A 19,914-nucleotide genomic window follows, 5' to 3' on the forward strand; every position below is an offset into this window, starting at 1 on the left:
CCGGCCCCGGTCCCGGCCCCGACGGGGACCCGGGGCCGGCGGGAGCCCCCGGGCACCGCCCGGTGACGTGCCGGACCGCGCGCCGCCGGTCCCGCCGCCGCTCCGGCCGAGGAGTCGCCGGCGGCCGCCCGGCCCGTCGGCATCAGGAACGCGCCGGCCGCCGCCACGGCGCGGACCGGACGAGGAGTCTCGCAGTGACCCAGCCCTTCACCCTGCCCGCCTTCTACCTGAACCACCCCGCCCGGCTCAACCCCCACCTGGAGGAGGCACGCGCCCACGCACGGGAGTGGGCCCGCGGGATGGGCATGCTGGAGGGGTCGGGCGTGTGGGACCAGGCGGACCTCGACGCGCACGACTACGCGCTGCTCTGCGCCTACACGCACCCCGACTGCGACGGCCCGGCGCTGTCGCTGGTCACCGACTGGTACGTGTGGGTGTTCTTCTTCGACGACCACTTCCTGGAGCTGTTCAAGCGGACGCAGGACCGCGAGGGCGGCCGCGCCTACCTGGACCGGCTCCCGGCGTTCATGCCCATGGACCCCGGCGCCGCCGTGCCCGAGCCGACGCATCCGGTGGAGGCGGGCCTGGCGGACCTGTGGGCGCGCACGGTCCCGCACATGTCCGCCGACTGGCGGGTCCGGTTCGCGGAGAGCACCCGGAACCTGCTCGACGAGTCGCTCTGGGAGCTGTCCAACATCAACGAGGGGAGGATCGCCAACCCGGTCGAGTACATCGAGATGCGCCGCAAGGTGGGCGGCGCGCCCTGGTCGGCCGGACTGGTGGAGTACGCGGCCGGCGCCGAGGTGCCGGCGTCGGTGGCGGGTACGCGCCCGATGCGGGTGCTGTCCGACACGTTCGCCGACGCGGTGCACCTGCGCAACGACATCTTCTCGTACCAGCGCGAGGTCGAGGACGAGGGCGAACTCTCCAACGGCATCCTGGTGTTGGAGACCTTCCTCGGCTGCGGGACGCAGGAGGCCGCCGAGTCCGTCAACGACCTGCTGACGTCGCGGATGCAGCAGTTCGAGCACACGGTCGTCACCGAACTCCCCCAGCTCTTCGTCGACCACGCGCTCGGCCCGGAGGACTGCCGGGCGGTGCTCACCTACGCCAAGGGCCTCCAGGACTGGCAGTCGGGCGGCCATGAGTGGCACATGCGCTCCAGCCGCTACATGAACAAGGAGGCGGCCCCGTCCGGGCTGCCCGGGCTGCCCGGCCCCACCGGCCCCGGGACGTCCGGCCTCGGCCTCAAGCACCTGTTCGCGGCGGCGGGCGCCCAGCGCCTCCGCTCCCTCACCCACGTCCCCCACCAGCACGTCGGCCCGTCCGAACTGCCGGACTTCGACATGCCGTTCACCCTGCGGCTGAGCCCGTACCTGGACCGCGCCCGGCCGAACGCCGTCGAGTGGGCGCGGAAAATGGGCATGCTCGCCCCGCAGCCGGGGGTGCCGGCGTCGTACATCTGGGACGAGCGCAAGCTGTACGGGTACGACTTCCCGCTGTGCGCCGCGGGCCTCCACCCGGACGCCACCCCCGAGGAACTCGACCTGGCCTCGCAGTGGCTGACCTGGGGCACCTACGGCGACGACTACTACCCCGTGGTCTACGGCCGGCCCCGCGACCTGACCGGCGCCAAGCTGACCCACGCCCGGCTGCTGACCTTCATGCCCCTCGACCTGACGGGAGCTCCCGCGCCCGTACCGCTGACCGCCCTGGAGCGCGGCCTCGCCGACCTGTGGGAGCGCACGACCGGGCCGATGGACGCCGCGGGCCGCTCCCAACTGCGGGACGCCGTCGAGGTGATGTGCGAGAGCTGGCTGTGGGAGCTGCAGAACCAGGCCGAGCACCGCGTCCCCGAGCCCGTCGACTACATCGAGATGCGCCGCGCCACCTTCGGCTCCGACCTCACCATCGCGCTGTGCCGCGTCGGGCACGGGCGCGCGGTGCCGGACAAGGTCTACCGCAGCGGCACGGTCCGCTCCCTGGAGAACGCGGCGATCGACTACGCCACGCTGCTCAACGACGTGTTCTCGTACCAGAAGGAGATCGAGTACGAGGGCGAGGTGCACAACTCCGTCCTGGTGGTGCAGACGTTCTTCGGCTGCGACCGGCGGGCGGCGCTCGCCATCGTCGACGATCTGATGCGCGGCCGGATGAGCCAGTTCCGGCACGTGGCCACGCACGAGCTGCCGGTGCTGTACGAGGACGCCGGGCTGGGGCCGGAGGCGCGGGAGGCGCTGGAGGGCTATGTGAAGCAGCTGGAGAACTGGCTGGCGGGGATCCTCAACTGGCACCGGGGGTGCCGGAGGTACCGCCAGGAGGACCTGGAGCGGAACTTCCGTTTCCTTCCGGCGGCGGAGCCGTCCGCGTTCCTGCCCGCCGTCCCCTGGGGGGCCGCTCGCTGACCGGCGGCGGGGGCGGGACGCGGCCGTCGGCGCCGTCCCGCCCCCGCCGCCGGTTCACACCCGGTCCACGATGCCCGCCTTCCCGGCCTCCCGCGCACAGTGGGCGCAGCAGTACCACTGCCCGTCGGCCTCCACGCCGTGCCCGATGACCCGGACGCGGCAGTGCTCGCAGATCGGGGCCATACGGTGGATGGCGCAGGAGAAGGAGTCGAAGGCGTGCCGGGAGCCGTCCTGGGTCTCGACGAAGAACGCCATGTCGTAGTCGTTGCCGCAAACTTCGCACTCTGCCATGCGCCGCATGCTCCGGAGTGCGGCGGACGCTGGCAAGCGCCCGCCTGGCGCGTCGAACGGGCTGCACCCGCCCGGCGGAGCGGGCACCCGGCGCCGGACGGTCGGCTCAGAGCTCCAGCCGGTACCGGTACCAGCGCTCGGCCGGGCGCAGGCCCGCCGCGGCCAGGGCCTCAGCGGTGACCGGGTCGCCGTGCTCCTGGACCTCCAGCAGGGTGGCCCGCGGGTGGTCGCGGCGGAGGCGGGCGGCGAGTTCGGCGATCAGTCCGGCGACGGCTGGCCCGTCGGCCGCGGCGCCCCGGAAGACGACGTCGACCAGCGCGTCCGTGCCGGCGATCACGGCCGTGACCTGGGCGGCCGTGCGGCCGGCGGGGGTGAGGAGGTCCAGGGTGAGGTGCGGGAGCGGCGGGAGGTCGCGCAGCACCTCGGCGGCGTCGCGCGGGGTGTAGGGGCGTCCGGTGACCTCGGCGTAGAGGCGAGCGTGCTCCGCGAGCAGGCCGGCGGCGGCCGGCACAGTGACCTGACGGACCGTCACCCTCGGGAGTCCGGCGGGCCGTTGCCAGTCGGCCAGGGGGACGGGCGTCGTCCAGCGGCCGCCCGGCTCCTCCTTCGCGCCGGCGCCCAGGTCCGCCGCGACGCCGTAGCCGTCCGTGCCGGTCCACTCGAGGGCCGGGATCCCGTCGGCCGCCGCCCTGCGGGCCGCGCCGCGCAGCAGCCGGCCGGCCGTCTCCCGCTCCTCGGCGGTGGGGGCGCGCCGGGCGTGGACGCCGGTGGTGAGGCGTTCGCGCTCCCGGGAGACCAGCAGCCACTGAACGTCGGCGGCGTCTCCCCCGGCGGCCGGCGGGTGGATCTCGGCCCAGCCGAGCAGGCGGCCGTCGGGGCGGCGGGCGACGACGGTCCACGCCGGGCGGTCGGCGGCGGCGCGGCCCAGGTCGGGGACGGGCATCTGCAGTCCGGCGCAGAGCTCCTCGTACAGGCGGACGTCGGCATCCGTGTCGTCCTGGTACGCAACGTATTCGACCGTGATGCCCATGCGCTGTGCTCTCTCGCTCGTGCCGGGGGTACGGGCCAGGCGGCACCCGCACTCGAACTATTGTGCTCGATGCCCCCTCCGTACCCGTGAAAGGACCCCTGTGCGCCTCGCCTCCACCGCCGTGACCGCCGCCCTCCTCGCCCTGGCCCTGCCGGCCGCGACCGCGACCGCCGCCGAGACCCGGCCGGCTACAGGGGCGCGCGTCGCGGCCGCGCACGCCGTGCCCGGGGACGCCGTCCGGATCACCGAGGGCCAGGTGCGCGAGGCCGCCCCCGGCACGCCGCTGCTCTACCCGAGCGTCACCAGCTGTCTGACGGTGACCGTGCGGCTCGCGGGCGGCGGGCTGGTGGGCGCCCACGCCAGTCTGTTCCAGGTGCCCGGCGAGCTGCGCTCGGACGCGATCCTGCCCGCCCTGCGGGCGCGGGTCGGCCACCGGCCGGTGCGGTCCGTGGAGGTGAAGGGCGCGCTCGGCGCCTGGCACCCGGGCTATCTGACCAAGGCCATCGAGGCGTACGGCCCGGACGAGCGGGTTCCGGTGCCCTCGGGCCCCGACGCCGAGGGCGTCGCGCGGGCCGTGGCCCGGGCGCTGGGGCAGCCGCGTGCCGTGGTCGCGGTGGCGGACGTGCCGGACGGGGACCTGCTCGTCCGGTGACCCCGGTGTGCCCGGCCGGGCACCGCCTCCGGCGGCTCGGGTGGGCCGCCGGCCGGTTCCGAGGGAAACTGGAAGGACCGGCTCCGTCCGGACCGGGGTCCGGGGCACCTGTCGTGCTCCCGGGCCGGCCCCGACAACACCACGCACGTTCCTTGCCTCACCCGCTCGTGCGGCACTCGCCGCGCGCGTCCCGTGAGCCTCACGCGACCCAGGTCACCGGGTGTGCCGCCGACCACCGGGGGCAGACGCCGGGACGTCCGGCCGGGGGCGCGGGGTTTCCGGCCGAGCTGTCCGGGAGGTGCGTCATGGCAACGGTCGAACAACGTTCCGACGGCGCGGGGGGTGACTCGGGGACGGTGACCACGTCCGTCCCGGCACGGCTGGACCGGCTGCCGTGGTCGCGGTGGCACTGGATGGTGGTGATCGGCCTCGGCACGGTGTGGATACTCGACGGCCTCGAAGTGACCGTCGTCGGCAACATCGCCTCCCGGCTCTCCGAGCACGGCAGCGGCCTCGACATCTCCTCCGCCCAGGTGACCGGCCTCGCCGCCGCGCTGTACGTGGCGGGCGCCTGCGTGGGCGCCCTTTTCTTCGGCTGGCTGACCGACCGGCTCGGCCGCAAAAGGCTCTTCATGCTGACGCTCGCGGTGTACCTGGCCGCGACCGCGATGACCGGGCTCTCCTTCCACTCCTGGTGGTTCTTCCTCTTCCGCTTCCTCACCGGCTGCGGCATCGGCGGTGAGTACGCGGCCATCAACTCCGCGGTGGACGAGCTGATACCGGCCCCGTACCGCGGGCGCGTCGACCTCATCATCAACGGCAGCTTCTGGATCGGTGCCGTGGGCGGGTCGCTGCTGTCGGTCCTCATGCTCGACACCGCCCTGTTCCCGGCCTGGCTCGGCTGGCGGCTCACCTTCGGGCTCGGCGTGGTGCTGGGTCTGGTGATCCTGCTGGTCCGGCGGAACGTCCCCGAGTCGCCCCGCTGGCTGTTCATCCACGGCCGCGGCGAGGAGGCGGAGGAACTCGTCGGCTCCATCGAGCGGCAGGTCGCCGCCGACACGGGCCGCCCCTGCGAGCCGGTGGACCGGAAGATCACCATCCACCGGCGCGGCAGCGTCGGCTTCCTGACCATCGCGCGGACCGTCTTCCGCGACTATCCCCGCAGGTCCGCGCTGGGGCTGGCGCTCTTCATCGGCCAGGCGTTCCTCTACAACGCGATCACCTTCGGCTTCGGCTCGATCCTCACCGACTTCTTCTCGGTGCCCTCCGGTCACACCGGCTACTACTTCGCGGTCATCGCCTTCGTGAACTTCCTCGGCCCGCTGCTGCTGGGGCGCCTCTTCGACACCGTCGGCCGGCGGCCGATGATCACGGGCACGTATGTGCTGAGCGGTCTGCTGCTGTTCGGCACCGCCTGGCTGTTCGGCCGGGGTTCGCTGACGGCGGCCACGATGACGGCCTGCTGGTGCGCGGTGCTGTTCTTCGCCTCGGCGGGCGCGAGCAGCGCCTATCTGACGGTCAGCGAGATCTTCCCGATGGAGACGCGCGCGCTGGCCATCGCGTTCTTCTACGCGGTCGGCACGGCCGCCGGCGGCATCACCGGCCCGCTGCTGTTCGCCAAGCTGACGGGCTCCGGAGTGGTCGGTGACACGGTGTTGGCGTTCCAGATCGGCGCCACCCTGATGACGGTCGCGGGTGTGGTGGCGGGCTTCCTCGCGCTGCCCGCCGAGCGCCGTTCGCTGGAGGACATCGCCACCCCGCTCACGGCCGCGAGCGCGGACACGGGCGCGCCGACCGGCACGCCCTGACTCCCGGCACTTCCTGACGCACCATCAACGCCACTGACCCCGGCCGGAGGCCGGCACAAGGCCCGCACGCACCCACCGCGTGCGGGCCTTCCGCATGACCGCGCGCCCGCCCCGCTCCTGGCCGGATCCGGTTTTCGAGAGTGAGATCACTTTCAGAACACTTGTTTTGACATGCGCACGCCGCCATTGTGTTGCCCGGCACTCACCCCCCGGACACCCCGTGCCATCAGCCTGATCCGCGATTCCCACTCCACCCACCTCTCGGGAGCGTCATCCATGCGTCTCTACGCGCGTCGAATATCCGTCACCGCCGGCCTCGCCGCCCTGACCGGCGCGATCGTCCTCAACGCACCCAGCGCCCAGGCCGCGCCGCCGGCCCCGGTGGACGCCGCCACCGCGCGTTCGTACGTGGACGCGCTGACCGTCCGCCCCGAGGGCACCCTCGACGGCTACAGCCGGGCCCAGTTCCCGCACTGGATCACCCAGCACGGGGAGTGCAACACCCGCGAGGTCGTCCTCCAGCGCGACGGCCAGGACGTCGAGCAGGACGACCGCTGCGCCGCCGTCGAGGGCACCTGGTACTCCCCCTACGACGGCGCCACCTGGCACGACGCCTCCGACATCGACATCGACCACGTCGTCCCGCTCGCCGAGGCGTGGCGCTCCGGGGCCAACACGTGGACCAAGGCGGACCGGCAGAAGTTCGCCAACGACCTGACGCGCCCCCAGCTCATCGCCGTGACCGACCGCGTCAACCAGGCGAAGGGCGACAAGGACCCGGCGAAGTGGATGCCCTCGCGCGCCGACTACGCCTGTACGTACGTGCGCATGTGGGTCACCGTCAAGCACGACTACAAGCTCACGGTGGACAGCGCCGAGAAGAACAAGCTGGCGGCGGTCCTCAAGGGCTGCTGACCCGGAACGCCCCTCCCCCGGGCCCGTCGTCCTACCCGGGCGGCGGGCCCGCCACCGTCCGCGCGATGTCGAGGGTGAGCCGCTGCCAGGGGTCGCGCGGGTCGCGGCCGGTCAGTTCGCGGACCCGGCGCAGCCGGTAGCGCAGGGACTGCGGGTGCAGCCGCAGGCCGCGGGCGGCGGCGGTGGCGGAGCCCGTGTCGAGGTACGCGGTCAGGGCCTCCAGCAGGTGCCGCTGGGCGGACCGGGCGAGCAGGCCGAGGACCAGGCGGCCGATGTGCTCCGCGTCCGTGGCCGGGTGCCCGGCGAGCAGGGCGAGGACGTGCGCGTCGGCGTCGGTGAGGAGCCGCCCGGGGCGGTGGGCGTGCTCCGGCGCGGTGGCGAGGGCGCCGGCGGCGAGGCGGTGGGCGACGGCGATCCGGTCCAGGCCCTCACCGGTGATCGCGCAGCCGCGCAGCCCGCGTTCCGCCAGCACCCCCGGGGCCGCCGCGACGGCGTCCGCCGGGAGCAGCAGCACCGTGCGCGGCCCCTGCGCGGTGGCCAGCGGGGTGCCGGTGGCCGGGCCGGTGAGCACGGCGAGCAGCTCCGCCGGGTCCGCCGGGCGGTCGCCCTCGCCCGGTCCGACGACCAGCAGGCAGTAGGGGTACGGCAGTTCGACGCCGAGGCGGGCCGCGCGGTCCGTCACGGCGCCGACGGACGCGTGCCGGCCGGCGATCAGGTCGTCCAGCAGCAGGCGCAGCGCCTGCGCCCGGTCGCCCGCCAGCCGTTCGCTGGTGGCGGTGTAGGAACCGGCCATCACCTCGCACAGGGTGTCGAGGGTGGTGAGGAGCTGCCGGGTGAGGGCGAACGCGTCGGCGGCGGCGGAGGGGGCGGCGCGGGCCGCGATCTCGTCCACCAGTACGGCGGCGGCGACCCGGTAGGCCCGCAGCACGGCCGGCAGCGGGCGGCCGTCGGCCGCCCGGGCGGCCGCGATGCCGCGGAAGCGGCGCAGGTCTGCGGGGCCGATGTCGCCGTCGACGGCCCACAGGTGCAGGAAGCGCTCCAGCGCCCAGCCCGCTATGGCCCGGACCTCCCCGCGGCGCCCGTCGTCCAGGTCCGCGTAGGCGGGGACCCGTTCGTGCACCGCGTCGACGACGGCCTCGACGACGCGCGGGTCGGTGACCAGCTCCCGGCGGATCCGCTCGCGTTCGTTCGTCACCCCGTGATGGTCGCAGTACTCACCCCGTGCGCACCACCGTGGACGGGGCACGTCACCGCCGTGAGGATCGCTGCCGGAACGCAGCGGTTCCACGGACGGGAGGCGGGACGGACCCATGAGCACCACGCCGCGCTGGGCGGACTACCAGTACGAGATCTACCTGAACGGCCTGTCGGGGGCGGTCCCCCGGCTGCCGGCCGACCCGAGCCGGCTGGAGGAGCTGGTCGAACGGCGGCTCGGCGCCGGCCCGGCGGGGTACATGATCGGCGCGGCGGGCACCGGGAGCACCGCCCGCGCCAACCGCGCCGCCCTCGACCGCTGGCGGATCGTGCCGCGGATGCTGCGGGACGTGGCCGAACGCGACCTGTCCGTCGAGCTGTTCGGCCGCCGGCTGCCGGCGCCGCTCGCGCTGGCGCCGGTCGGCATCCTGAAGATCGCGCACCCGGACGCCGAGCCGGCCGCGGCCCGCGCCGCCGCCGCGCTCGGCGTCCCGTACGTCCTGTCGTCGGCGTCGAGCACCCCGATGGAGCGGGTCGCGGAGGCGATGGGCGACGCCGAGCGGTGGTTCCAGCTGTACTGGCCGAAGGACCGCGAGGTGGCCCGGAGTTTCCTGACCCGGGCCCGGGAGGCGGGCTACACGGCCCTGTTCGTCACCCTGGACACCCCGCTGCTGTCCTGGCGCCCGCGCGACCTGGACCAGGCGTACCTGCCGTTCCTGCACGGCGTCGGCACGGCCAACTACTTCAGCGACCCGGCGTTCCGGGCCGGGCTGGCCAAGCCCGTGGAGGAGGACCGCGAGGCGGCGGTCCGGCACTTCCTCGGAATGTTCTCCGACGCCGGGAAGACCTGGCCCGACCTGGCGTTCCTCCGCGAGCACTGGGACGGCCCGATCGTGCTCAAGGGCGTGCTGCACCCGGACGACGCGCGGGCCGCCGCCGACGCGGGCATGGACGGCGTCGTCGTCTCCAACCACGGCGGCCGGCAGGTGGCGGGCGCGGTGGCCGCCGCCGACGCGCTGCCCGGCGTGGTGGCGGCGGCCGGCGACCGGCTGACCGTCCTGTTCGACAGCGGGGTGCGCACGGGCGACGACGTGTTCAAGGCCCTCGCGCTGGGCGCGCGGGCGGTGCTGCTGGGCCGGCCGTACGTGTACGGGCTGGCCCTGGACGGGCAGGCGGGCGTGGACCACGTCGTCCGGTCCGTGCTGGCCGAGTTGGACCTCACCCTGGCCCTGTCCGGGCACGCGGACCCCGCCTCGCCGGGCCCCGCCGACCTCGTCCGGGAGGCGCTGTGAGCGAGCCGAAGAACGTCCTGGCCGTGGTCTCCCCGCACGTCGGCGGGCGGGCGGCCGGCGCCGCGCTCGCCGGGCTGTTCCCGGGCCGGGCCCGGGTCACCGTCGTGGAGACGGCCGACGAGGACCCGGCCGCGCTGCGCGAGGCACACGTCGTCATCACCGGTCTCGGGCCGGTGACGGCCGCGCACTTCGCCGCCGCGCCCGCCCTGGAGCTCGTCCAGTGCGCCAGCCACGGCTACGACTACGTGGACCTGGACGCCGCCCGCGCGCACTCGGTCCCGGTCTGCACCATCGGCTCCAGCACAGCGGAGCGGCAGAACGTGGCCGAGCAGACCTTCGCCCTGATGCTGGCCCTCGCCAAGCAACTCGTCCCGGCGCACACCGCGCTCACCGAGGGCGACTGGGCGCTGCCACGCCTCCAGTCGTCGATCACCGAGCTGTCCGGCAAGACGCTGGGCATCGTGGGTCTGGGCACGATCGGCACCGAAGTCGCCCGCCGGGCGGCCGCGTTCGACATGCGGATCGTCTACAGCGGGCCGGAGGCGGCCCCGCCGGAGACCGAGGCCCGGCTCGGCGCCCGCCGCGTCGAGCTGGAGGAGCTGCTCCGCACGTCCGACTACGTGACGCTGCACGCGCCGCTCACCGCCGCCACCCGGCACCTGCTGGACGCCGGGCGGCTGGCCCTGCTCAAGCCCACCGCCTTCGTGGTGAACACGGCCCGCGGCGCCCTGATCGACCAGGAGGCGCTCGCCGACGCCCTGGAGGCGGGCGCGCTGGCCGGCGCCGGGCTGGACGTCTTCGACCCGGAGCCGCCCCCGGCGTCGCTGCGGCTGCTGCGCGCCCCCAACGTGGTCCTCTCCCCGCACGTCGCGGGCGTCACCCGGGAGACGCTGGTGCGCATCGCGCTCGCCGCCGTGCAGAACGTCCTGGAGTACTTCGAGGGCGCACCGCCGCGGGACGCGGTCTCCTGAAGTCCCCTTCCCCGACCGGAGGTTCCGATATGCACCGAAGAACGGCCTTTCGCCACCGCTTAGTCCGCGGGCTGCTGTGCGGCGTCCTGGCGCTGCTGCCCGCGTTCGCGGGCGGCGTCGCGGCGGCGTCGCCCGCGAACGCCAGGACCGTGGCGCGGGCGTGTGGCGCGGACACCACGGCCCTCGGCCGGCCCGACCGGCCCGTGGCCGGGTCACTGGTGTCGGCCGTCCGCGCCGACGGCAGGACCGAGCAGTTCCAGCAGTTCTACGACACCTCGACGATGGGCGGACTGCCCTTCGTCTGGCACCGGTCGCAGGACGAGCCGGGCGGCGCGTACGGCGACTGGGAGCGGGTGAGCGCGACGCCCGTCGGACCCAAGCTGTACGAGGTGGACGCGGTGGAGAACTCCGCCGGCGGGCTGGAGGTGTTCTTCTCCTCCTACGGCGGCTTCTGCCACACCGTGCTGCGCACGCCCGACGACCCATGGCCCCCGGCGGAGAGCTTCGAGCTGGCGCCGCCTCCGTACCACGGCGGTCTGACCCTCTTCAAGGACCGTGCCGGCCGGCTGCACGCCTTCGCCGCGAGCCGGTCCACCGGCGCGGCCATGGAGGTGCGCAGCCAGGACGCGACCGCCGACGACCGCTGGGGCGCGGTCCGCGCCACGGGCCCGGTGCCGGAGAGCAACGTGGGGCTGAGCGCGCCCTCGTCCGTCACCCAGCTCCCCGACGGCCGGCTGCGGCTGGTCGCCCGGGAGTGGAACCGCGACCGCTTCTGGACGGTCACCGAGCGAGACCCCCTCCTGGCTTGGGGGCCGTGGCGGCTGTGCGCGGACGCGAGCTGCTCCTGACGGCCGAAGTCCGGCCGAACTTCCCCGTGCGCCGACGTGGCCGAACGCCGGCGCACGGCGGGGAGACCCGGGCCGGAGCGGGCCGCGGCGGTGGCGGATACGGGCCGGGTGCGCGGCCCGCCCGGTAGGCGGCGCCCGCGGCCCGTCCTAGCCTCGCCGTATGGCGATGAACCGCTACCACCGCCTCTACTGCCGGTCCCGGCGCTGGGCCCGGACCGTCGAGGAGCAGGTGCTGCCCTGGGCGCTGGACGGTGTGCCGCTCGGTTCCGACGCGCTGGAGATCGGCCCGGGGTACGGCGTCACGACGGACGGGCTGCTGTGCCGGGTGGACCGGCTGACGCTCGCCGAGGCCGACCCGGCCGCCGTCGAACGGCTGCGCCGCCGCTACGGCGGGCGGGCCGGGGTCGTCCACGCGGACGGCGCCGAACTGCCACTGCCGGACGGGCGGTTCGACGCGGTCACGTGCTTCACGATGCTCCACCACGTGCCCTCGCCCGAACGGCAGGACCGGCTGTTCGCCGAGGCGCGCCGGGTGCTGCGGCCGGGCGGGGTCTTCGCGGGCTGCGACTCCCTGGACGGGACCGTCTTCCGCCTCGTGCACCGGGGCGACACCTGTGTGCCGGTGCCGCCGGGCACGCTGGCGGCCCGGCTCAGGGCGGCGGGCTTCGAGGAGGCCCGGGTCAGCGCTGGAAAGGGCAGGTTCCGCTTCCGGGCCTTCGCGGGCGGCGCGTGAGCCGGCGGCCCGGAGGGGCCTGCCGGGCGGCTACTTCACCTTGTACTCGCAGGGCTTGTTGCTCTTGCCGTCCTGGTTGTCCGCGACCTTCTTCCCGTCGACGACGATGGTGCACGACCCGGCGCGCAGCATCCCGTTCTCGTCCTGCGACGAGCCGGGGACCACGCTCACCAGCCGGCCGACCGTGCGTTCCGCGCCCTCCGGCGTGATGGTGGCGGTCCTCTTCCAGGGCAGGGTCACCTGCTGTGCGCCGTTGCCGTCGAGGTTGTAGTAGATCTGCGTCGTCCCCTTGCCCCGCACCTCCAGGGTCACCTGGTGGGACGTCCCCTTGTCGGTGTCCTCCTTGGGCCGGGCCTCCGACCCCTGCGAAGCGGACGCGGCCTTGTCGCCCTTGTCGTCACCCTTGTCCCCGCCACCGCAACCGGCCAGCAGTGCGGCGGTCGCGACCGTGATGACGGCCATGGCTGTCTTGCGCATGTCTCCTCTTCCGACGGCGACGGCCCGGGCGGACGGCCCGGACCGGCCGTCGATCATATGCCGTGCGTGAAAGGCGGCTCTCGGGCGGGCATGACGGGCGCGGCGGGCGTCGCCTCTCGCGGAAGCCCGTCCGCTCTCCTGGATGCCCGTCAGTTCTCGCGGAAGCCGTCGCGCAGCAGGGAGAAGGCGTGGTCGGCGTCGGCGACGGCCTCGGGGTGGACCTCGTCGGCCGAGCGGCCCGTGACGATGCGTTCCCAGTTGGCCAGGGCGAGGGTCCGCCGGGTGGCGACCAGTTGTCCGGCCAGCAGCCGGGCGGTGATCTCCGGGCGTTCGGTGTCCAGCGTCTCGCGGAGGGCCTCGGCCAGGGACTCCTCCTCGCGTGCCAGGTACTCGCCCATGCGGGCCACCAGGGTCGGCGTGGAGCGGATGAGGCCGTGGAAGGCGAGGACCTCGGCGGCGTCGTTGAGGCCGGTGATGGGGTCGCGGGCGTCGAGCCGGGCGCGGAAGTCGCGGTGCAGGGCGTCCAGGACGGAGACCCCGGGGCCGCGTTCGCGGACCAGGTCGGCCGCCTCGGTCTGGTGGTCGGCGAACCGGTGGACGACCAGGTCCTCCTTGGTCGGGAAATACCGGAACAGCGTGGGCTTGGAGACCTCGGCCTCCGCCGCGACGTCCGCGACCGACACCCCGTCGAAGCCGTGCCGGAGGAACAGCCTGATCGCCGTGTCGGAGATGGCCGCCCGCGTCCGCTGCTTCTTGCGCTCCCGCAGACCCGTCGATCCGTCCATGCGGTCACCCTAACACGCGCGTTACCAGGGAACTCAACTGACCGAGTCCACTATGTGACCTGGTAATTCGTTTCCCGCGCCACCCGCCGCCGCCGACAATGGCGGCCATGGAACTGCGCGGGGAGAGGGTCGTACTGCGGCCCGCCGGGAACGGGGACGCCGTGATCCTCGACAGGATCGTCCGGGAGCCGGCCGTCGCGCGCTGGTGGTCGCCGCCGGACGACTACACGGACATGCTCGCCGTCACCCTCGGCACGCCCGGCGGCGAGGTCGTCGGAGCGGTCCGGTACGACGAGGAGACCGACCCGGAGTTCCGGAGCGCCGGCATGGACATCTTCCTGACGACGGCTCACCACGGCGAGGGGCTCGGCGCCGACGCCCTCCGCACGCTCGCCCGGTGGCTGATCGGCGAACGCGGCCACCACCGGCTCACCCTCGACCCGCTGGCCGCCAACACGGCGGCCATCCGCTGCTACACCAAGCTCGGCTTCCGGCCGGTCGGGATCCTGCGCGCGTACCAGCGCGACCACCGTTCGGGGGTCTGGCAGGACGCCCTGCTCATGGACCTGCTCGCGGACGAACTCACCTGACCCGCCTGACTCGTCCGACTCACACGTCCTCCGTCCCGCCCTGGCAGCGCGGACACCAGTAGGTCGGCCGTTCCCGGCCGGGCTCCCCCTGGTCCGCGAGGCGGACCGGCCCGCCGCACCGGCGGCAGGGGCGGCCCGCGCGGCCGTAGACCCAGAGCCGGCGGTCGGGGTGGGGGTCGGCGGTGGTGATCCGGGCGGAGCGGTCCTTGTTGACGTCGAGGAGCTTCCGGGCCAGGGCCGGCAGCCGGGCCGGCGACGGCACCCGCCCCATGGGCAGCCACGGCGAGATCCGCAGCATGTAGCAGATCTCGGACTTGTAGACGTTGCCGACGCCGGCGAGGTTGCGCTGGTCGAGCAGCGCGTCGCCGACGGCCCGTCCGGGGTCGGCGAGGAGGCGGCGCAGCGCCTCCGCCGCGTCCCAGTCCGGGCCGAGGAGGTCCGGCCCGAGGTGGCCGACGACGGTGGACTCGTCGGCGGTGCGCAGGAGTTCGAGCACGGGGAGACGGTAACCGACCGCGACGTGGCGGTCGTTGGCGAGGACGGCGCGGATCTGGTGCCCGGGGCCGCCGCGCGGGCGCTCGCCGGCGGCGTGGACGCGCCAGGAGCCCTCCATCCCGAGGTGCGAGTGGAGGGTGAGGCCGCCGTCCAGCCGCAGGAGCAGGTGTTTGCCCCGCGACACCGCCTCGACGACGTCCCGGCCGCCGAGATCGGTCGTCGCCAGGGCGGGGACGCGCAGGTCGCCGCGGGTCAAAGTGGTCCCCGCCAGAGCGCGGTGGAGGCGCCGCGCGGTCCGCCAGACGGTGTCGCCCTCGGGCATGCGGCGCCTCCCACGGCGTACGGTCCCTCAGTCGCGGGACAGCGGTGTCTTGAGGGACACCCGGCCGCTCACCTCCTCCGGCACGGCGTCCTCCACCCAGGATGCGGCCCGGCCCGCCGTGGCGTCACCGGTGGCGGCCAGGTTGGAGAGCCGCTGGGTGACACCCGAGGCGGCGGGTGCGGGGGCGGGGGCGGCCGTCGGGCCTTCGGCGGCGTACGCGGCGGTGGTCGCGGTGGCGAGGCCGCCGGAGAGGAGGAGCAGCGACCCGGCGGCGATGCGCGACATGATGCGGTTGTTCATGCCGTGCCAACGAGCCACCGGGGACAAACGACACGAACGCCGCCCGGCGCCCGTTCCGCCCCTCACTCCGCGTATCGGAGTTTGTCCGGATTGAGGACGGCGAAGACGGCGTGGATCCGGCCGTCGCGTACGTCGATCAGGACGACCTGGTCGCCGCCGCGCGCGCTGAGCCTCAGCGCGGGCTCGCCGTTGAGCTCGAGGAACCGCTGGGCGGTGATCTCGTACTTGGACGCCAGCCCCAGCACGAACGCCGTCGCCTTGTCCCGGCCGAGGATCGGCCGCAAGGCCGCGCTGACCTTGCCGCCGCCGTCGCTCCACACCGTCACCTCGGCGCTCAGCAGGTCCTTCAGCCCGGCCAGGTCGCCGCCGGCCGCCGCCTCCAGGAACCGGGTGAGCAGCCGCTCGTGCTCCTCGCGCGACGGCCGCGGCCGGGGCCGGGCGGCCGTGAGGTGGCCGAGGGCGCGGCGGTGGATCTGCCGGCAGGTCGCCGCGGAGGCGCCGACGACCTCGGCGATCTGCTCGTACGGCATCTCGAAGGCGTCCCGCAGCACGAACACCGCCCGCTCCGGCGGGGTGAGCCGTTCCATCATGTGGAGGGTGGCGTAGGAGAGGCTGTCGCGCAGTTCCGCCGTGTCCAGCGGGCCGGCCGCGTCCGTGGCGACGGGCTCCGGCAGCCACTCGCCCCGGTACGCCTCGCGGGTGACGCGGGCGGAGCGCAGCTGGTCCAGGGCGAGACGGGAGACGACCGTCGCGAGGAAGGCGCGCGGGTCGCGGACGGTCTCCCGGTCGGTGCGGGCCCAGCGGAGGTACGCCTCCTGGACCACGTCCTCGGCGTCCCACATGCTGCCCAGCATCCGGTAGGCGATCCCCAGCAGCAGGGGCCGCTGCCCCTCGAACACGTCGTCCATCGTCCCCGGTCTCCCCGTTCCTCCTGCTCCGGCCGTTCCCCCGCTCCGGCGCGCGGCCAGGATACCGGCCGGTTCGTACGACCGTACGGGGGCCGGCAAAGGCGGGACGGAACAGGGGCCGGATTCCCGCCCGCCGGGGCCTCTCGGCCCCTGGCGGGCCGCCGCCGGGCCGCGCGGCGTGGGCGGCGGAACACCCCTTGATCTGCGGAGGGACTGATGGCGATGGGCGCGGCGGGACTCGGCACCACCGACCTGGAGACGCTGCTGACGGCGGCCGCGGCGGCCCCGTCGATCCACAACTCGCAGCCGTGGGAGATCCGTCCGGTCCCGGGCTCGTTCCGGCTGGAGGTGCGCCCGGCCGCGGACCGGTGGCTGCCGGCCGCCGATCCGACGGGACGGGCGCGGCTGCCGTCCGTCGGCGCGGCCCTGTTCAACCTACGGGTGGCGGCGGGGCACTTGGGCCGGCGCACACGCCAGGGGAGCCCATCGAATAACCCGGACACATTCTTAACCGAGTTAACCTATCCTGGGCGCGTCACCTTCCACCGTGGAGAGGAAGCGCTCACCCATGCCGCCCCACATCCAGGAATCCGGGGAACGCCGGCCGGCCGCCGGCGTTCCGGGCACCGCGCTCGCCGAGGAACGGGAGTACGCGGCGGTGTGCCGCGAGGCCGCGCGCCGCCAAGTGACCGACGCCGGGGGCCGGGTCACCGAGGGCGAGGACGTCTCGGGCGACGGCGCGAGCGCCGAGGCGCTCGGCCGCCACCTGCGGACCCGCGCCCGCCGGCTGGCTGAGGAACCCGACGGTCCGCCGTTCTTCGGACGGCTCGACTTCGAGGACGGCCCGGCCGCCGGCGACCACCGGGGGCAGCGGTACCACGTCGGCCGGCGCCGCGTCTCGGTCCACCCGGCCGCGCCGCCCCTGGTGATCGACTGGCGGGCGCCGGTCGCCCGCGTCTACTACCAGGCGAGCGCCCGCGACCCCCAAGGCGTCGCCGTGCGCCGCCGGTTCGGCTGGGCGCCCGGGAGCGACGGCGCCCCCGACGACCTGACCGCGCTGGAGGACGAGCACCTCGGCCCCGCGCGGGCCACCGGCCCGGCCGCCGCTTCGGCCGCCGTTTCAGCCGTCGCTTCGGCCGCCGCGAGCGGTCTGGTCACCGCCGAGATCGAACGGCCCCGGCTCGGGCCGATGCGCGACATCGCGGCGACCATCCAGCCGGAACAGGACGACCTGGTCCGCGCCGGCCTCGCCGACTCGGTCTGCGTCCAGGGCGCCCCCGGCAGCGGTAAGACGGCCGTCGGCCTGCACCGCGCCGCGTACCTGCTCTACACCTTCCCCGAACGGCTCCGCCGCGGCGGCCTCCTCGTCATCGGCCCCAACCGGACCTTCCTCCGCTACATCTCCGAGGTCCTGCCCGCACTCGGCGAGGTCGGCGTCACCCAGCTCACCGTCGCCGACCTCGTCGCCCGCCACCCCGTCCGGGCCGCCGACGACGAGCACACGGCCGTACTGAAACACGACGACCGGATGGCCACGGCCCTCGAACGGGCGCTGTACGCCCGGCTGTCCGCTCCCCGGGAACCGGTGGTCGTCACCGACGGCTCGTACCGTTGGCGGGTGCCCGAGGAGGCGCTCGCCGACGCCCTCGCCGACGTCCGCGGCCGGGGCCTGCCGTACGCGACCGGCCGCGAGCACCTGCGCGCCCGCGTCGTCGCGCTCGTCCGGCGGCAGGCCGAGCGCCGTGCCGGCCCGCGCGGCGCGGCCTGGGAGCGGAAGACCGGCCGCTGCCGCCCGGTGACCTCGTTCCTCGACACGGTGTGGCCGGTGACCCGCCCGGAGGAAGTGGTCGCCGCCCTCCTGGGCGACGCCGGAACGCTCGCGGCGGCGGCGGACGGGCTGTTCACCGCCGCCGAGCAGGCCGCCCTGCGCTGGGCCCGCCCCCCGCGCTCGTACCGCGACGCCCGCTGGTCGGCGGCGGACCTGCTCCTGCTGGACGAGGTCGCCGGGCTGATCGAACACCCCGAGGGCTACGGGCACGTGGTGGTGGACGAGGCCCAGGACCTGTCGCCGATGCAGTGCCGGGCCGTCGCCCGGCGCAGCAGGTTCGGATCGCTGACCGTACTCGGCGACCTCGCCCAGGCCACCGAGCCCTGGGCGCCGCGCGACTGGGCGGCCCAGCTGGACCGGCTGGGCAAGCCGCACGCCGCGGTGGTGCCGCTGACGACCGGCTTCCGCGTCCCGGCCCCCGTCATGGAACTGGCCGGCCGGCTCGTCCCCGCACTCGGCGTGAACGTACCGCGGGCCCGCTCCCTGCGCGCGGACGGCGAACTGACGATCCGTCATGTCGCCGATCCGATGGCCGCCGTGGCACCGACGGTCCGGGCCGCACTGAGGCGGGACGGAGCGATCGCGGTGATCACCGCGGCCGCCGATCTGCCCCGGACGGAAGCGGCGTTGCGCGCCGCCGGCATCACGACGGCGACAGCGGAGGACGAGGAAACGGGCCCGGCGACCCGCGTCACCGTCCTGCCGGCGACCCTGGTCAAGGGCCTGGAATACGACCACGTCATCGTGGTCGAGCCGACCGCCATCACCGAAGCGGAACCGCGCGGCCTGCACCGCCTGTACGTCGTACTGACGCGGGCCGTCTCCCGCCTGGACATCCTCCACGGCCGGCCGCTGCCGGGGCCGCTGGCGGGGTGACGGCGGCGGTGACGGCGGACGTACGAGAACGGTGGCGGGCCGACGGGCCTGGGCGGTGGCGGCCCGCGCGGCGCCGGCCCTTGGCGGTGGCGGCGTCCGCCGAGGGCCCGCGCGCGGCCTCCGGCGACAGGGCGCGCGAGGCGCCGCGGGGGTACGGCCGCCGCCGGAGGCACGGCGCCGTGCGAGGCCACGACCGCCCTGGCGCCCCTGTCGAAGCCCCTCGCGCGCAGCGCGATTGGGGGGGTACGGGGGCCCGCCTTCGCGAGAAACGGTGAACGGGGGTGCCCCCTCTGGAAGGGGGCCGGGGCACACCTGACGACGGTCAGACCGTCGGCACCAGCGCCGCCCACCGGTCCAGGAGGGCTAGGTCGCCCTCCACGCCCGCCAGCCCCTTCGCGGCGATGCGGCGCCAGAGGAAGAGCGTCAAGTCCGAGGCGCTTCCGGACAGTTCGACGTCGCTGGGGCCGGGGCCCGGCGCGTAGCGGACGGTGTCGCCGTCGAAGTGGACGGTCCAGTGGCCCTCGCCGTCGGTGCGCCGGAAGCCGAACCGCTCGCCGGCGCCGGGCGCCGCCCGGCCGCGGGCCCGCCAGGCCGGGACGACCGTGCCGAGGAACCACCCGACACCGCCCGCCGCGAGCTCCGCGTCGAACGGCTCCGCCGCGCCGAGGGCGTTCTCCGCGTCCCAGCGGTGCACGGCCGCTTCGAAGGTCTGCGCCCACAGCCAGAAGCCGGTGGTGCGGTCCGCCGACCAGGTCCACACGGAGTCGGCGGGGTCCCGTTCGGCGAAGCGGGACGCCAGCGCGGCGGCGCCGGCCGCGTACCAGTCGACGAGAGAGGCCGGCACCGGCCCGTGCGTCGGCGGGCGTTCGGGGTCGGGCCAGCCGGCGCGGTCGGCGGGCAGGTCGAGGAAGGTCGTGTCCAGGTGTTCGGGAGCGTCCTGGAGGCGGTCGCGGACGATCCGGGCCACGAACCGGTGCACCCAGCCCAGGTGCCCGGTCAGGTCGGCGACCGTCCAGCCGGGGCAGGAGGGGACCAGGGGCGCGTCCCCGGCGCGGGCCGCACGCCGGACGGCGTCCTCGAACGCCCGTGTCTCGCGGCGGAAATGGGCTACGAGGTCCATGCGCCGACCCTACCGCCGCCGGCCGGCGGCCGCGGACCGGCGGGGCCCCCGGACCGGATCCGATCCGCGATCCG

19 protein-coding genes are annotated in these 19,914 nt (G+C 75.0%); 10 read left to right on the forward strand and 9 right to left on the reverse strand.

Annotated elements, in window-relative coordinates; translation table 11 throughout:
- The first annotated feature begins 194 nt into the window (after positions 1 to 194).
- Positions 195 to 2,405, forward strand: a complete 2,211-nt coding sequence (locus K7I03_RS00975; protein WP_185945171.1) for a terpene synthase family protein — start codon at positions 195 to 197, stop codon at positions 2,403 to 2,405.
- A gap of 54 nt (positions 2,406 to 2,459) precedes the next feature.
- Here K7I03_RS00975 and K7I03_RS00980 read toward each other — a convergent pair whose 3' ends face one another.
- Complete coding sequence (locus K7I03_RS00980) at positions 2,460 to 2,696, reverse strand: hypothetical protein (protein ID WP_185945181.1); 237 nt, start codon at positions 2,694 to 2,696, stop codon at positions 2,460 to 2,462.
- A 106-nt stretch (positions 2,697 to 2,802) separates the two neighbouring features.
- On the reverse strand, positions 2,803 to 3,726 hold the full coding sequence (locus tag K7I03_RS00985; protein ID WP_185945182.1) for a hypothetical protein: 924 nt from the start codon (positions 3,724 to 3,726) through the stop codon (positions 2,803 to 2,805).
- A gap of 100 nt (positions 3,727 to 3,826) precedes the next feature.
- Here K7I03_RS00985 and K7I03_RS00990 point away from each other — a divergent pair, with 100 nt between their 5' ends.
- From K7I03_RS00990 to K7I03_RS01000, 3 genes are all read left to right on the forward strand, one after another.
- Positions 3,827 to 4,378 (forward strand): hypothetical protein, encoded by a 552-nt coding sequence (locus tag K7I03_RS00990; RefSeq protein ID WP_185945183.1) that lies wholly within the window; start codon positions 3,827 to 3,829, stop codon positions 4,376 to 4,378.
- A 305-nt stretch (positions 4,379 to 4,683) separates the two neighbouring features.
- Entirely contained in the window at positions 4,684 to 6,186 is a 1,503-nt protein-coding gene (locus tag K7I03_RS00995) for an MFS transporter (protein WP_185945184.1), read from the forward strand.
- Between the two features lie 276 nt (positions 6,187 to 6,462).
- Entirely contained in the window at positions 6,463 to 7,101 is a 639-nt protein-coding gene (locus K7I03_RS01000) for an HNH endonuclease family protein (protein ID WP_185945185.1), read from the forward strand.
- A gap of 31 nt (positions 7,102 to 7,132) precedes the next feature.
- Here the strand turns inward: K7I03_RS01000 and K7I03_RS01005 are convergent, their stop codons facing one another.
- On the reverse strand, positions 7,133 to 8,296 hold the full coding sequence (locus K7I03_RS01005; RefSeq protein WP_185945186.1) for a PucR family transcriptional regulator: 1,164 nt from the start codon (positions 8,294 to 8,296) through the stop codon (positions 7,133 to 7,135).
- Between the two features lie 115 nt (positions 8,297 to 8,411).
- On the opposite strand from K7I03_RS01005, the gene K7I03_RS01010 reads away from it, so the two are divergent.
- The 4 genes from K7I03_RS01010 to K7I03_RS01025 all read left to right on the forward strand — a co-directional run bounded on the left by K7I03_RS01010 (position 8,412) and on the right by K7I03_RS01025 (position 12,139).
- Positions 8,412 to 9,587: a lactate 2-monooxygenase gene (locus tag K7I03_RS01010; RefSeq protein ID WP_185945187.1), complete on the forward strand. Its 1,176-nt coding sequence runs from the start codon at positions 8,412 to 8,414 to the stop codon at positions 9,585 to 9,587.
- The gene (locus K7I03_RS01015; RefSeq protein WP_185945188.1) at positions 9,584 to 10,558 is read left to right on the forward strand and encodes a 2-hydroxyacid dehydrogenase; all 975 of its coding nucleotides are present in this window, start codon (positions 9,584 to 9,586) and stop codon (positions 10,556 to 10,558) included. The genes K7I03_RS01010 and K7I03_RS01015 overlap by 4 nt, the downstream gene beginning before the upstream one ends.
- Before the next feature lie 29 nt (positions 10,559 to 10,587).
- Positions 10,588 to 11,406 (forward strand): hypothetical protein, encoded by an 819-nt coding sequence (locus K7I03_RS01020; RefSeq protein WP_185945189.1) that lies wholly within the window; start codon positions 10,588 to 10,590, stop codon positions 11,404 to 11,406.
- 160 nt (positions 11,407 to 11,566) lie between these two features.
- Positions 11,567 to 12,139 carry a class I SAM-dependent methyltransferase gene (locus K7I03_RS01025; RefSeq protein WP_185945190.1) on the forward strand — a complete coding sequence of 191 codons (573 nt, stop codon included), beginning with the start codon at positions 11,567 to 11,569 and terminating at the stop codon, positions 12,137 to 12,139.
- Between the two features lie 30 nt (positions 12,140 to 12,169).
- Here K7I03_RS01025 and K7I03_RS01030 read toward each other — a convergent pair whose 3' ends face one another.
- Together K7I03_RS01030 and K7I03_RS01035 are read right to left on the reverse strand one after the other, a co-directional pair.
- The gene (locus K7I03_RS01030) at positions 12,170 to 12,616 is read right to left on the reverse strand and encodes a hypothetical protein (RefSeq protein ID WP_185945191.1); all 447 of its coding nucleotides are present in this window, start codon (positions 12,614 to 12,616) and stop codon (positions 12,170 to 12,172) included.
- A gap of 149 nt (positions 12,617 to 12,765) precedes the next feature.
- Positions 12,766 to 13,401 carry a TetR/AcrR family transcriptional regulator gene (locus K7I03_RS01035; protein ID WP_185945192.1) on the reverse strand — a complete coding sequence of 212 codons (636 nt, stop codon included), beginning with the start codon at positions 13,399 to 13,401 and terminating at the stop codon, positions 12,766 to 12,768.
- 107 nt (positions 13,402 to 13,508) lie between these two features.
- Here K7I03_RS01035 and aac(6') point away from each other — a divergent pair, with 107 nt between their 5' ends.
- Positions 13,509 to 13,991, forward strand: a complete 483-nt coding sequence (aac(6'), locus tag K7I03_RS01040) for an aminoglycoside 6'-N-acetyltransferase (RefSeq protein ID WP_185945193.1) — start codon at positions 13,509 to 13,511, stop codon at positions 13,989 to 13,991.
- 19 nt (positions 13,992 to 14,010) lie between these two features.
- Here aac(6') and K7I03_RS01045 read toward each other — a convergent pair whose 3' ends face one another.
- From K7I03_RS01045 to K7I03_RS01055, 3 genes are all read right to left on the reverse strand, one after another.
- A complete protein-coding gene (locus tag K7I03_RS01045) occupies positions 14,011 to 14,808 on the reverse strand; it encodes an Fpg/Nei family DNA glycosylase (protein ID WP_185945194.1) in 798 nt (265 codons plus the stop codon).
- Positions 14,809 to 14,835: 27 nt separating this feature from the next.
- Positions 14,836 to 15,108 (reverse strand): hypothetical protein, encoded by a 273-nt coding sequence (locus K7I03_RS01050; protein WP_221903493.1) that lies wholly within the window; start codon positions 15,106 to 15,108, stop codon positions 14,836 to 14,838.
- Positions 15,109 to 15,170: 62 nt separating this feature from the next.
- Positions 15,171 to 16,016, reverse strand: coding sequence for an RNA polymerase sigma-70 factor (locus K7I03_RS01055; RefSeq protein ID WP_185945196.1), 846 nt, complete (start codon positions 16,014 to 16,016; stop codon positions 15,171 to 15,173).
- A 568-nt stretch (positions 16,017 to 16,584) separates the two neighbouring features.
- On the opposite strand from K7I03_RS01055, the gene K7I03_RS01060 reads away from it, so the two are divergent.
- Positions 16,585 to 18,720 (forward strand): HelD family protein, encoded by a 2,136-nt coding sequence (locus K7I03_RS01060; RefSeq protein ID WP_221903494.1) that lies wholly within the window; start codon positions 16,585 to 16,587, stop codon positions 18,718 to 18,720.
- Between the two features lie 322 nt (positions 18,721 to 19,042).
- Here the strand turns inward: K7I03_RS01060 and K7I03_RS01065 are convergent, their stop codons facing one another.
- Positions 19,043 to 19,840, reverse strand: coding sequence for a maleylpyruvate isomerase family mycothiol-dependent enzyme (locus tag K7I03_RS01065; RefSeq protein WP_185945197.1), 798 nt, complete (start codon positions 19,838 to 19,840; stop codon positions 19,043 to 19,045).
- Between the last annotated feature and the right edge of the window lie 74 nt (positions 19,841 to 19,914).

The organism is Streptomyces mobaraensis, from assembly GCF_020099395.1.
In the GTDB taxonomy this organism is placed as follows: Bacteria; Actinomycetota; Actinomycetes; order Streptomycetales; family Streptomycetaceae; genus Streptomyces.